Source organism: Mycobacterium sp. (assembly GCF_035314665.1).
In the GTDB taxonomy this organism is placed as follows: Bacteria; Actinomycetota; Actinomycetes; order Mycobacteriales; family Mycobacteriaceae; genus Mycobacterium.
In genome coordinates, this window is the sequence record NZ_DATFZD010000089.1 from 22,153 (window position 1) to 34,686 (window position 12,534).

Consider the following 12,534-nt stretch of genomic DNA (forward strand, 5'->3'; position numbering starts at 1 on the left):
GTTCAATCTCCTTATTGGGATTTAGACCCGACAATGAACATCTGCGTTCAGGCTAGCCCGAGCTGGAGGCTCGCGCGGCCGCCAGCGTGAGCCGCGCGATGCGTTTTGCTGTCACTGCGGCGGGGCGCGCGGGCTCGTCCGTCCCGGTGGTGGCCAGCGCCCCGCGATACAGGACGATCAGCGCCTCGGCCAGCGCCTCGGAGTCGGATACGCCTGTCTCAGCGGCAAGTTGACCAAACGAACGGCGCAACCAGTTGCGGTACTCCTTAATCGCCAGCTGCTGGGCCTCCCCTGTCGGTGCTTCGGCAGCGGCGTTATGGAAGGGGCAGCCCCGATAGTCGGGACGCGACACGTAGTCGGCGATCGCATCGAAAACCGCCAGGATCTTCGCGTCCGGGTCATCGATGCCGGCCTGCGCCGCCTCCACGATCTGCTGCCATCCCTCCAGGCGCCCACGCAAATAAGCAGCAACCAGTTCGTCTTTACCGCCGAAGATGTAGTACAGCGAACCTTTTGCCACGCCCGCCTTCTCGATGACGGCGTCAATTCCGGTGGAGAGTACCCCGTCGCGGTAGAAGAGCTCATCACACGCGGCGAGCAGCCGTTCCCGCGGGGACGGCCGTTTCGCTGTCGGCTCTGGCACCCGGTCAGTGTATCAGACAGACTTGTCTGAAAAGGTCTACTAGGACGTCCCGCAGACGGCTGGTTCTGGAAGGGAACCTCAAACCCAGCCTATGCGTCCGGCCAGTCCGGCCTCTCGAATCTCCTTAGACCTCAGGCAGGCGCACTATCCCATGGTCTGAATCTTGCGCTTCAACAGTCGCGGCAATGACGCGGCTCACAAGAAAGCGTCCAACGACGACGTTGCATATTCAGACTGATCGGTCTAAATTCAGCCATGACAGATCCAGACGGATCAGTGCAAAAGACTTCAGGAGTGCTCATGACAAGCGCCACGGCGGTTCGGGATTTGGAAGGCAAGGTCGCTCTGGTGACCGGCGCGACATCGGGGATCGGTCAGGCGGCGGCATTGCAGCTGGCCGCCCAAGGCGCCACGGTGATCGTGCACGGTCGTGACGCCAACCGGGGCGCGGCAGTCGTCGCCGAGCTCGAAAACATCGGAGGCACAGCTCGGTTCGTGGGTGCAGACTTGACCGAACCGACAGAGGCGCTGCGGCTGGCCGAGGAGGTCGGCGACGTCGACATCTTGGTCAACAACGCCGGATTCGCCTGGTTCGGCCCATCGGCAAAGCTGCCCGTCGACACCCTGGCTCAGTTGTTCGCCGCCAATGTGCAAGCCCCGTATCTGCTTGTGTCGGTGCTGGGCCCGAAAATGGCGGCCCGCGGCGACGGCGTGATCATCAACATCGCCAGCCGGGCTGGGATCGTCGGTCAGCCCAACACCGCCGCCTACGGCGCCACCAAAGCGGCTGTGGCCTCCTTCGCCCGGTCCTGGGCGACGGAATACGGACCCGCCGGCGTGCGGGTCAACGCGATCTCGCCCGGACCCGTTTATACCAACGCGGCCGAACGGGACCTGTTCGACGCCCTGGCCGGGACCACCGTGCTGGGCCGGGCCGCGGAACCGTCCGAGGTCGCTGAGGTCATCGGATTTTTGGCGTCCCCGCGGGCCTCCTACATCACCGGCGTCAACGTGCCCGTCGACGGCGGCCGGATGGGCCCGGCAACCCACCACAGTCCGGACACCCCGTCGTGACGATCTCGGTATAACCCCTAACCACCAACTGCACAGAAGGAAAAGCCATGACTGAGACCGAGCAGCGCAACAAGGCGCTGGTGCTGGAGGCGTTCGAGACCTTATTCAACAAGCGGGATTACGCTGCTGCCCAACAATTCTGGTCACCTGATTACATTCAGCACAGCGCACACATCCCACCGGGACGCGACGGTCTGTTCGAGCTTGTCAGGGCCTCATCGCCAGACATGCGCTACGAGAATGGGTTGATCACCGCCAACGGCGACTACGTGATGTTGCACGGTCGATTCTCCAACGTCGGCCAACCCGCCCACTGGATTGTCGCAGACGTCGTACGAATCAAAGACGGCGTGCTCGCCGAACACTGGGACGTCATTCAGGACGAAGCCACCGCCGGGGAATCCCAAAGCGGGCTGCCGATGTTCGGCGACACCTTCCCCAGCCGGGCCTGACACGACGTGCCCGTCCAGCACTCAGGACGAATTTGAAGGATCCACGCATGTCACGACTGCAAGGCAAGGTCGCTGTGATCACCGGCGGCAGCAGCGGTATCGGCCTGGTGCCGAACTGAGCGTCGATGGCGGCATGGCCAAGGTCTAGCCGGCTCGGACTGACGTTTCCCAACCTCCTAAGTCACCGAGGACATATCGTCACTGCGTGAAGCGTCGAACGGTGCTGAAGCTACCCCTGCTGGTGGCGGCAGGCCCTGCGCTCACCCAAATACCCCGCGCCGTCGCGGAGCAAAGCCCATGGTCGCCTGATCGGGCCGACCGTTGGTATCAGGCCCAAGGTTGGCGAGTCGGCGCCAACTACATCACCTCAAACGCCATCAACCAGCTCGAGATGTTTCAGGCCGACACCTTCGACCCCCGGCGCATCGATACCGAGCTCGGCTGGGCGCAGTTGCACGGGCTCAACACGGTGCGGGTCTTCCTCCATGATCAGCTCTGGGCCCAAGACCATCGAGGCTTCCAAAGCCGCTTGGCGCAGTTTGTCGACATTGCCGCGCGCCACCGCATCAAACCACTCTTCGTCTTGTTCGACTCATGTTGGGATCCATTCCCCAAACCGGGACGGCAGCGTGCGCCGAAGCCGGGTATCCATAACTCGGGTTGGGTGCAAAGCCCAGGTGCTGAACACCTCGATAACCTCGACTACCGTCGCACTCTGCTCGACTATGTCAAGGGAGTGCTGGCCCAATTCCGCACGGATGACCGCGTGTTGGGTTGGGACCTGTGGAATGAGCCCGACAATCCAGCCCGCGAGTATCGCAAGGTCGAGAGGAAAGACAAGCTGGACCGCGTCGCCGACCTGCTCTCGCTGGTGTTCGGGTGGGCACGTTCGGTTGATCCGAGTCAACCGCTAACGAGTGGCGTGTGGGACGGCGCGTGGGGAGATCCCCTGGGGCGTAGCGAGATCGCTGACATCCAACTGGATAACTCCGACGTGATCACCTTCCACTGCTATGACAAACCAGCGGCCTTCGAGGCCCGGATCGCCGAACTGTCCACGTTGGGGCGGCCGATCCTCTGCACCGAGTACCTTGCACGGTCGCTGGGCAGCACGGTTGACGGGGTTCTGCCAGTTGCCAAGCGGCACAACGTTGGTGCGATCAATTGGGGGTTGGTCGCTGGTAAGACCCAGACCTACTTTCCATGGGACTCCTGGGATCACCCGTACTCGACGGCTCCGAAGCTCTGGTTTGCAGACCTGCTCCAACCCGATGGCCGGCCGTACCGGGACAGTGAAATTCAAACGATTAGCAAGCTGAGCAGGCTCTGATGTCACCTTTGTGTAGCTCGGACCGGTCTGACTGATACGTGCCTACGCCCTAACTCCGGGTCATTCGCGATGAAGACCGGTATCCCGACTGCGGGTTAAACCGTATCTCGATCTCGTCCGACCGCGTCGCGGGTTCATCGATGTCGGCGCTGACGTGGACGCTCACCGTCCGGCCAGTGTCGGCATCGACGAACGACAGCGGACCCCGGCCATCTTGCAGATACTTGTCGCCCCACTGGATCAGCGACAGCAATACCGGCAGCAGATCCTCACCCGCCTCGGTCAGCCGGTACTCATCATGGACCCGCTTCCCCGGCTCCTGATACGGCACCCTTGTCACGATCTGCGCCGCCTCCAATTGTTTGAGCGCGCGCGATACCGCCGGCGCCGAAGTACCGATCCGCTCCATGAAGTCCTCGAACCGAGTTGTGCCATAGAAGCATTCACGAACAACCAGAAACGCCGTCTTGGTGCTCAACAAATCGAGCACCCTCGACACCGAACATGCATCGCCGACCGCCCACTTATGCCGGTCGCGCAGCAGCCTCTCAAACTCCATCGCCACATCCTGATTATAACTAACGCTTGCATTACTCAGGGTGCCATTGTATCTTACTAACGTAATCGTTATCCAGCATGAAGGAAGCAGAGATGGTCGAAGTAGCAGGCAAGGTGGTCGTGGTGACCGGCGGAAGGCGAGGATTGGGCGCGGCACTGGTCGACGAGGTGCTGGCACGCGGGGCACGCAAGGTGTACTCGACGGCCCGGGCCGCCTACACCGATGACCGCAAGGAAGTGGTCACCCACGAGCTTGAGGTGCGCTCCGCGGATTCGGTTGCCGCGCTGGCGGAGATCGCGACCGACGCCGAAATCGTGTTCAACAATGCGGGCGTACTGTTGCCGGAGTCGTTACTGACCGGCAGCTTCGAGCATGTCACCGAGACGTTCGACGTCAACGTGTTCGGACCGCTGCGGGTAACGCGGGCGTTCGCGCCGATCCTGGCCGCCAACGGCGGCGGCGCGGTCGTCAACATCCATTCGGTGTTGTCCTGGCTGGGCGGCGCCGGCGCCTACGGCGCCTCCAAGGCGGCGATATGGTCGGTCACGAATTCCCTTCGTGCCGAACTGGAGCCGCAAAACACCCAGGTCCTAGGAGTGCACGCGGGGTTCATCGACACCGACATGGTCTCAGCCATGCCGATACCGAAGATGACCCCGGCCGACGTCGCCAAGCGCATCGTCGACGGGCTCGAAGACGGTGCCGTGGAGGTTCTCACCGACGACATCACCATCAGCGTCAAGGCTGCGCTGTCCGGTCCGGTGGAACGCCTGACCTTCGCTTTGGCCCACTGACCACAGCATCCGAGGAGGACTGAACTGTCATGCCATTGTGGACGATTCATCACACGCCAGGCATCTTCAGCCAGGAGGAGAAAGACCAACTCGCATCGCGGATCACCGATCACTACGAGCAGATCGGGTTGCCCCGGTTCTACGTGGTCACGATCTTCAACGAGACGCGACCCGAGGATTTCTATGTCGGAGGCGAACAGCTCCCGGTCGGGGTTCGCATCGTCATCGACCACATCGCCCGGCGCGGCACCGATAAGGAAAGCCGAGAGCTGATCACCCGCTGGATCCGGCGCATCCTGCGTCCTTTCACGGAAAAGCATGAGGGATTGCACTGGGAGTTCCACGCCGACGAGACCAGCGAGGACCTGTGGATGATCAATGGGCTGGTGCCTCCCCCGGGCGGCTCCGAGGTTGAAAAGGCCTGGGCGACTGCGAACGTCGCCTCTCCCTACTGAGACACAACAGACCGTTGGCCTAACGGCCGGGCGTGCAAGGACCGCCACGCGGTGGCGCCTGCACCACTGGGCGCCCGTCGGGCTGACCGCTCTCCCATCTGGACCAGATTCCCGCCGAGAACGGCCCCGGTACACCGTTTTGCTCGTAAAAGCCTTGCGGGTCATACACTTTGGCACTCGGCCATGGCCACGGGCACACCACCGATGTTGCCGCGCCCGACCACCGAGTGACGGCCGTGTACACCAGTCCGTAGGCCATGAACGCAAGGTTGACGCCGACGAGCATCACCGCGAACGAACCCAGCACGGGCCGGGTCGGCAGGATCTTGGCCCGCCGCGCCAGCCTCTCGGCCACGGTGCGTCCGGTGTCATCCCGGTAGATCATGACCGCGGCAGGAATCATCAAAATGCTGATCAGCGACGATTGCCACAACAAGGGGAACTGCCAGCGCGTGCCGAGAAAGACAACTCCTCCATCGCGAAGTCGTAGACGAAGCCGAACACGAAGACCAGACCGGACAAGCTGATCAGCGGATGCCGCGACGCGAACGAATCCGACGAGCCGCGCGCTTGCAGGCGCCGTAGCAACCAGATTGCCGGGAAGAACGGCGGAACCACGAACATCGATATCGCGGCAATGAATAGCGGCTCGACGGTCGGAGACAGCGACACGATCGGCCAGTCCTCGGGCCAGTGCCACAAATCGGGGTTGTACGCCGCGAACGTTACCCAGTTCATCGGGGCGTCCAGCCACGCGAGTGTGGTGACCGCAATCGTCATCAGCAGGTAGGGATGCCTGGGATAGCGGCGCCACAGGACGACGATCAGCGCGACGATGCTGACAAGCGCGAGGTAGCTGAATATCTCGATGGTCACGATCCAGTGGCCGTAACCGAACAACGGATCCGACAGCGGGCGTGGGCCACCGGCGTCATTGGGGTTGCGAATCCGTGGAGAGACCGCGCCATAGCGGGCGTTGCGGATGATCAGAGCTAGCAGCACCAAAGCGACGACGATCGCCGCCACCGACCACGGTAAGCGCTTCTTGGACAAGCTCTCCGGCCTACCGAGCTGTTCGGTCGTCATGGGTTCACAGTCCTGAGGACTCGCCGGTTTCAGCCGCGAGCAACGCCAACAACGTCTCCCGCAGCTCCCCGAATCGCTGTTCTCCCAGAACATCACGCCAGCGCTTCTCGACATCGAGCGCGTTGGAACGCATCACGCGCAATGCCTGGCGGCCCCGGGGCGTCAGCTCGATGATCCGGGCACGCGCGTCGGAGGGGTGAGGCCCCCGAACGATGTAGTCGTGGCGTTCCAGGGCGGCCACCGCCTGGGCCACCGCCTGCCGGCTGACCCTGAGCCGGTCGGCCAGCTCCGACGCATGCAGCCCGCCGGCCGCCAGCGGCACTAGCGCGACCGCCTGTCCCGGTCGGATCCCGTCGAGCCCCGCGGCCGCGAAAGACGCCCGCAAGCGGGGCGCCCCGGATGCAGCCACCAGGTTCACCAGTGCCGGCACCGTGGGCTCCCACTTGGCGTCTTGAACACCTCGCATGGGTTTAAAGTGTGCCACTCCCGTCACAATTGACAAGTTGCTTGTCAAATATCGGCCGGACTGCCACGATGGGGGCATGCGATCTCGACATTTTCGGGTACTTGTCGTATGTCTCCTCGGAGCCCTGGTCGTGGTGCTCGGGGGCTGCCTCGGCGGCGGTCACGCGCTCGGAACACCAGGCTCTCAATCGATCCCGGTCGGGCAGTCCTCCCAGACCATCGACTTCGGCGGGGTCAGCCGAACCTTCCATCTGTACCGGCCACAAGGCCTGGGGGACGGCGCGCCACTGGTGGTGATGCTGCACGGCGGCTTCGGCACCGGCGCGCAGGCCGAACACTCGTACCACTGGGACAGCGAGGCCGACGGCGGGCATTTCCTGGTCGCCTACCCCGACGGCCTGATGCGCGCCTGGAACGCCGGGTCCTGCTGTGGCGAGCCGCAGCGCAGCAACACCGACGACGTCGGATTCATCACCGCCATGGTCGGCGCCATCGAGCAAGAGATGCCGATTGATCGGGCGCGCGTCTATGCGACCGGCATGTCGAACGGGGCCATGATGGCGCTTCGCTTGGGCTGTCAGACCGACACGTTCGCGGCGATCGCCCCCGTGGCGGGCACGCTGCTGACCGATTGTTCGGGTGCGCGGCCGACATCGGTGCTGCAGATACATGGCACCGCCGACGACAGAGTCCCCTACAACGGCGGGCCGGGCAAGGCGTTTTCACACGACGGGACGGCGCGTGTCGACGGCCCTTCGGTGGAGGCGGTCAACGCGACGTGGCGTGGGATCGATGGGTGCGGACAGCCCAACTCGACTACCGCCGGGGACGTGACGACCCAAACGGCGGGGTGCGCCGACGCGCGCACGGTGGAATTGATCTCGGTGAAGGGGGCGGGCCACCAGTGGCCCGGCGGTGACCCGAGCCCGCTCGCGCAATGGGTCGGCGACATCCCGGCACCGTCGACGGCGCTCAACGCCACCGACACCATCTGGCAGTTCTTCGCGCCGAACCGTCGATAGCGGGACGGCTGCCGTCGGCGAGTGGCGCGCCATCACCTGCCGTCGCCGACCGGCACTCAATGCACTAACTTTCCTGAGGTGACGTTCTCAGCTGCTGGTGCAGTCGCGCGGTGGATCGCCCCCTTCCTAACTCTTGCGGTAGTTGTCGGCATGGGTTCTGTTGCCGACCCGGCGCAGGTCGGTCCCGCGCCGGCGGTGCGCTTGGCCGATGCGGCCAACCCGTTGGCCGGCATGCCCTTCTACGTCAATCCCACCTCGGCGGCCATGCGCGCCGCCCAGCATGCCGATCCGCCGAGTCCCGAGTTGACCGCCATCGCCAACACGCCGCAGGCGTATTGGATCGTCCCGGGCTCTTCCGCGGCGACGGTCGCGAAGTACACCGGCGACGCGCAGGCTGCGGGCGCCATCCCGGTGCTGGCGCTGTATGGGATCCCCCACCGCGACTGTGGCAGCTTCGCGGCGGGTGGCTTGGCGACGGCCAACGACTACCGCGGGTGGATCGACGGGATCGCATCCCAAGTGGGCGCTTGGCGGGCGGCGATCATCGTCGAACCCGATGCCCTCGCCATGGCCGACTGCCTGTCGGGTGATCAGCGCCAAGAACGCTACGACTTGATTCGCTACGCAGTCGACACGCTGACGCGCAATCCGGCCGCGGCCGTGTACGTCGATGCTGGGCACGTGCGCTGGCATAGCCCCGATGACATGGCCGCCAGGCTCAACAAGGTTGGTGTCGACCACGCGCGGGGCTTCAGCCTCAACATTGCGAACTTCTTCACTACCGAGGACGAAATCGGTTACGGCGAGGCGATTTCGGGGCTCACCAACGGTTCGCACTACGTGATCGACACGTCGCGCAACGGCGCCGGACCAGCGCCGGCCGCCAAGCTCGACTGGTGCAACCCCAGCGGCCGAGCACTGGGTACTCCGCCTACCGCGGCGACCGGGGGCGCGCACGCGGACGCCTACTTGTGGATCAAACGTCCCGGTGAGTCCGACGGAACTTGCGACAAAGGTGATCCGCCGGCAGGCACCTTCGTGAATCAGTTCGCCATCGACTTGGCGCACAACGGGAGCCACGTCGATCTGGCCCACAGCACGGGCCATTAGAAGGGCCCGCGGTCCGGGTTTGTAGCATCTGCCGCGACACCCCACACCTTCTCGCCGACCTGCGGCAACCGCCAACGCGGCCTGATACCTCTGCTCGGCTCATCGGTGCACACGCACAGCGAGGTAGTACCCGTGCCGACGGGTGTGGTCGACGGTATAGCCGATCGCCTTCCTGACGCCGTCAGTATCGACATCTAACCAACGCTCGGTGCGCTGGCGCTCAAATTCACTCCAGGACGCCACGGTGAACCTTTCGAGGAACGTGTCGGGTTGTCCGACACTGTGATACAGCCGCCAACTGTGGCCACCCGTTCGCATCCTTGATCGCCTGACCGCGCTCATCGCCTCGACGAAGTTTTCGAGGTTCTCGGCCGGCACTCGATAGCGGACGGCCACGAGCACTGGTCCATCGTTAGGACATGGTTCAAACACCAGCCTCGGTGTCGGCCAGGCAGTGGAAACCTCGACGCTCAGCTTCCCGGTGGACGGCCGCAACGGCAGTGCGGGCACGCTCAGCGCAACGGCGCCCAGCACCACCGCCGACCAGAGTAGCGCGGTGTCAAGTCCCGCCCGGGTGGCAACGGCACCCCACATGTAGGAGCCAATTGCCTGAGATCCGGTAGAGACCAGCAGATACATCGACAACCCCCGGGCCATAACCCATCGCGGCAACGACAACTGCGCTGCCGCGTTCAACGTCGTCAACTGGATCAGCCAGGCCATCCCCGACAACACCAAAAAAGGCGTCGCCGCCGCGAACGGCAGCCAGATCACCGCCAGCGGCGCAATACCGTAGGCGCCGGCGGAGGCCGCCAGCAGCACGTTGTGTGACAATTTAAAGCGTAAGCGTGCCGGAAACGCCACAGCCAGTACGGAGCCAAAACCGATGGCCCCTAGCGCCATACCATAGCCAGAGGCTCCCAGGTGCCATCTGTCGGCGGCGGCCACTGGCAACAGCGCCAACAGGGCAGAGGCGGGAAACAGGAAAAGGGCCGTGCGCGACAAGATCCTGCGGAAAATTGGAGTGTTACCAACGAATAGCAGTCCGCTAATGATGGCCTGGCCGAGGCGCTCTCGTTCGATTGGCACGGGTTGCCTGGGTCGTTTCCACCCTAATAGGGCAACGATTATTCCCGCGAACGACACGGCGTTGATCGCGAAGACTGCGGCGGGTCCGACCATCGCCACGGCGATGCCGCCAATTGCCGGTCCGATCGCTCGGGAGGCGTTTGCCGAGACGCTGGCCAAAGTCGCTTCGGCCGGTATCTGCTCGCGCGGGACTACCTCGGGCTGAATCGCCTGCCAGGCCGGTCCGGCTAGCGCAGAAGCGCAGCCGATGGCCACGGTAAACATCAATAGTGACGTCGGGCCAAGGCGACCGAGGTTTGTCAGAATTGCCAGGGCTAGCGTCACTAGCACTGCATACGACTGGATAAATATCAGGTACCGGCGCCGGTCGAACAGGTCGGCCAGCGCTCCGGCGAACAATCCCAAAAGCAGCGTCGGGCCGAGACTCGCCGTCTGCACCAGTGCGACGATGACGGCGCTGCTGTGCTCTTCCACTAAGAACCATTGGGCCGCCACACTTTGCATCCACGTCCCGATGTTGGAGACGGTCTGCGCGATAAACAGGTTTCGGAATATCCGATTGCGCAACGGTGCCCATGGCGACGATTGCGCACCGTCGGCACTCTTCTGATCCTGAATCACCGTTGAACCGATTGTCGACAGCCCGTCTGCTCGGCCAGTTCGCAACAACGAAGCTGACCGGCGCCACCCATTGCCGCAAAGAACACCGTGTGCGTCAGGGGCAAAGGCGGGAGGGTTTTGATGTCTGACATTCGGGCAACGGCCTTTCGCGTTGTGCAGCGATTCGAAGTCTAAGACACCCGCTCAGCGGGCGCCCCACGGAATCTCACCCCGACAATGCCCTTGACCTATGCGCTTTTCGAGCCCACTGGACGTTAGATGGCTTCCAAGCCCCGTCCCGGATTCTGCTCGGCTGACGCGGCGCGCCGCGTCGGAGGGGACGGGCGCCGGATGGAACTGCTCCTGCGGTGCGTCTGCCGGGTGAAGTTTGACCAAAGACTTTGCGACGTTCGCCGCGTCCGTCGCGATACCGGCTGAAACGATGCGGCCGGCCCGCGCGGACTGCGACGATGGAATCCGTGCGCGCGTTCGCCTGCCCCGTCTGCCGTGGCTTCGTCCCATTCGAGTCGCGGCGCTGCCCGAATTGCTTGGCAGAATTTGGATTGCATGTCCCTAGCCGCACTATGGTCGCGACCTCGTCGGGCGCCGCGGTTATCGACGGCCAGATCTGGATTGCCTGCACAAAGGCGGCCAGCCTCGGCTGCAACTGGTTGGTGCCTCAAGAACAGGAACTGGGCGGTCAGCAGGGACGATGTCTGGCGGATTCCTTGATCCGCCGCGAGCCCGACACCGACGACACCGTCGCAGTGGAAAAGCTGGTGTCCACCGGGATCGCCCTGCGGCGGTTGATTTGTCAGCTCATTGACATCGGCTTGCCGGTCGACCCGTTCTGGCGGAAAGACGGAGGGCTTGCGTTTGATCTGCTGTCCAGTTACAGCGGCGGTGAACGTGTGGTGATCGGGCACGCCGGCGGGGTCATCACGATCGATCTGGTCGAGTCGCTGGACGCCTACCGTGAGTCGCTTCGGGTCCACCTCGGTGAGCCCTACCGCACCATGCTGGGTCATTTCCGCCACGAGGTCGGCCACTATTACCAGAACATGCTGGTGGAAACCGATCCCGGAGCCACGCGCTACCTTGACGAGTGCCGCGAGATCTTCGGCGATGAGCGCGCCGATTATCAAGACGAGATCGCACGACACTACAAATTCGGTGCGCCGGCGAACTGGGGTGACTTCTACATTTCCGAGTACGCAACGATGCACCCCTGGGAGGATTTTGCCGAGTGCTTCGCCCACTATCTGCACATCACTGGCACCATCGACACCGCCCGGGAGTCCGGACTGATCTTGCATGCCGACAGGGTCCGTTTCTCGGTTCAGGGGGACGTCGTTCCGCTCCCGTCCTACGAGGACGCCCCGATCGAGCGGCTGCTGGAGGACTGGAAGTGGTTGTCGCTGTGCTTCAATCGGGTGAACACCGCCATGGGTAAGAATCCGCTTTACCCATTCGACATCCCGCAGGCGGTGGTCGGCAAGCTGGCGTTCGTACACAAAGTGATTCGCGAGACGGCTCGCACAGCGGCAGCTGGTCACTAGTACCCGGAAGCGACGAGCGCGGGCATGCCAGGCTGAGACAAGGTGCAGCAAGGAGAGTCGGATGTGTCGGTGGGTTGCATACCTGGGCGGCTCGATCGCGCCCAGGGAGTTGCTATATGACCCGGAGCGCTCACTTATCGAGCAAAGCCGTAGGCACGCGCCGAACATGGAGATTCCCAACGGGGACGGCACAGGGCTGGGCTGGTATGAGCACCGTGCCGAACCGGCGCTATTTCGCAGCGTCACCCCGGCGTGGGGCGACGAGAATCTTTTGGAACTGGCCACCGAGGTCCGCA

12 protein-coding genes and 2 pseudogenes are annotated in these 12,534 nt (G+C 63.6%); 9 read left to right on the top strand and 5 right to left on the bottom strand.

Annotated elements, in window-relative coordinates; all coding sequences use genetic code 11:
* Window positions 1-52: 52 nt before the first annotated feature.
* A complete protein-coding gene (locus VKI00_RS06610; protein ID WP_324436199.1) occupies window positions 53-643 on the bottom strand; it encodes a TetR/AcrR family transcriptional regulator in 591 nt (196 codons plus the stop codon).
* Between the two features lie 300 nt (window positions 644-943).
* On the opposite strand from VKI00_RS06610, the gene VKI00_RS06615 reads away from it, so the two are divergent.
* The 3 genes from VKI00_RS06615 to VKI00_RS06625 all read left to right on the top strand — a co-directional run bounded on the left by VKI00_RS06615 (window position 944) and on the right by VKI00_RS06625 (window position 3,499).
* Window positions 944-1,717: an SDR family NAD(P)-dependent oxidoreductase gene (locus tag VKI00_RS06615; protein WP_324436200.1), complete on the top strand. Its 774-nt coding sequence runs from the start codon at window positions 944-946 to the stop codon at window positions 1,715-1,717.
* Window positions 1,718-1,764: 47 nt separating this feature from the next.
* Window positions 1,765-2,169, top strand: coding sequence for a nuclear transport factor 2 family protein (locus VKI00_RS06620; RefSeq protein WP_324436201.1), 405 nt, complete (start codon window positions 1,765-1,767; stop codon window positions 2,167-2,169).
* 205 nt (window positions 2,170-2,374) lie between these two features.
* The gene (locus tag VKI00_RS06625; RefSeq protein WP_324436202.1) at window positions 2,375-3,499 is read left to right on the top strand and encodes a 1,4-beta-xylanase; all 1,125 of its coding nucleotides are present in this window, start codon (window positions 2,375-2,377) and stop codon (window positions 3,497-3,499) included.
* Window positions 3,500-3,548: 49 nt separating this feature from the next.
* Here VKI00_RS06625 and VKI00_RS06630 read toward each other — a convergent pair whose 3' ends face one another.
* Window positions 3,549-4,058 carry a helix-turn-helix domain-containing protein gene (locus tag VKI00_RS06630; RefSeq protein WP_324436203.1) on the bottom strand — a complete coding sequence of 170 codons (510 nt, stop codon included), beginning with the start codon at window positions 4,056-4,058 and terminating at the stop codon, window positions 3,549-3,551.
* Window positions 4,059-4,150: 92 nt separating this feature from the next.
* Between VKI00_RS06630 and VKI00_RS06635 the strand changes: the two genes are divergently transcribed.
* Entirely contained in the window at window positions 4,151-4,852 is a 702-nt protein-coding gene (locus VKI00_RS06635) for an SDR family oxidoreductase (RefSeq protein WP_324436204.1), read from the top strand.
* Between the two features lie 29 nt (window positions 4,853-4,881).
* A complete protein-coding gene (locus tag VKI00_RS06640; protein ID WP_324436205.1) occupies window positions 4,882-5,307 on the top strand; it encodes a tautomerase family protein in 426 nt (141 codons plus the stop codon).
* Between the two features lie 19 nt (window positions 5,308-5,326).
* On the opposite strand, the pseudogene VKI00_RS06645 reads toward VKI00_RS06640, so the two are convergent.
* Window positions 5,327-6,393, bottom strand: a pseudogene (locus tag VKI00_RS06645) (spirocyclase AveC family protein).
* Window positions 6,394-6,397: 4 nt separating this feature from the next.
* The gene (locus tag VKI00_RS06650; RefSeq protein ID WP_324436206.1) at window positions 6,398-6,859 is read right to left on the bottom strand and encodes a MarR family winged helix-turn-helix transcriptional regulator; all 462 of its coding nucleotides are present in this window, start codon (window positions 6,857-6,859) and stop codon (window positions 6,398-6,400) included.
* Window positions 6,860-6,935: 76 nt separating this feature from the next.
* On the opposite strand from VKI00_RS06650, the gene VKI00_RS06655 reads away from it, so the two are divergent.
* Together VKI00_RS06655 and VKI00_RS06660 are read left to right on the top strand one after the other, a co-directional pair.
* Window positions 6,936-7,880, top strand: a complete 945-nt coding sequence (locus VKI00_RS06655) for an alpha/beta hydrolase family esterase (RefSeq protein WP_324436207.1) — start codon at window positions 6,936-6,938, stop codon at window positions 7,878-7,880.
* A gap of 78 nt (window positions 7,881-7,958) precedes the next feature.
* A complete protein-coding gene (locus VKI00_RS06660; RefSeq protein ID WP_324436208.1) occupies window positions 7,959-8,990 on the top strand; it encodes a glycoside hydrolase family 6 protein in 1,032 nt (343 codons plus the stop codon).
* 99 nt (window positions 8,991-9,089) lie between these two features.
* Here VKI00_RS06660 and VKI00_RS06665 read toward each other — a convergent pair whose 3' ends face one another.
* Window positions 9,090-10,700, bottom strand: a complete 1,611-nt coding sequence (locus VKI00_RS06665) for an MFS transporter (RefSeq protein ID WP_324436209.1) — start codon at window positions 10,698-10,700, stop codon at window positions 9,090-9,092.
* Window positions 10,701-11,158: 458 nt separating this feature from the next.
* On the opposite strand from VKI00_RS06665, the gene VKI00_RS06670 reads away from it, so the two are divergent.
* Together VKI00_RS06670 and VKI00_RS06675 are read left to right on the top strand one after the other, a co-directional pair.
* Window positions 11,159-12,238: a zinc-binding metallopeptidase family protein gene (locus VKI00_RS06670; protein WP_324436214.1), complete on the top strand. Its 1,080-nt coding sequence runs from the start codon at window positions 11,159-11,161 to the stop codon at window positions 12,236-12,238.
* Between the two features lie 61 nt (window positions 12,239-12,299).
* Window positions 12,300-12,534, top strand: a pseudogene (locus VKI00_RS06675) (class II glutamine amidotransferase); the annotation flags it as partial.

Coding starts and splice junctions, on each gene's coding strand:
- VKI00_RS06615 (WP_324436200.1), top strand. CDS start 944: ATGACAAGCGCCACGGCGGTTCGGGATTTGGAAGGCAAGGTCGCTCTG.
- VKI00_RS06620 (WP_324436201.1), top strand. CDS start 1,765: ATGACTGAGACCGAGCAGCGCAACAAGGCGCTGGTGCTGGAGGCGTTC.
- VKI00_RS06630 (WP_324436203.1), bottom strand. CDS start 4,058: ATGGAGTTTGAGAGGCTGCTGCGCGACCGGCATAAGTGGGCGGTCGGC.
- VKI00_RS06635 (WP_324436204.1), top strand. CDS start 4,151: ATGGTCGAAGTAGCAGGCAAGGTGGTCGTGGTGACCGGCGGAAGGCGA.
- VKI00_RS06640 (WP_324436205.1), top strand. CDS start 4,882: ATGCCATTGTGGACGATTCATCACACGCCAGGCATCTTCAGCCAGGAG.
- VKI00_RS06650 (WP_324436206.1), bottom strand. CDS start 6,859: ATGCGAGGTGTTCAAGACGCCAAGTGGGAGCCCACGGTGCCGGCACTG.
- VKI00_RS06655 (WP_324436207.1), top strand. CDS start 6,936: ATGCGATCTCGACATTTTCGGGTACTTGTCGTATGTCTCCTCGGAGCC.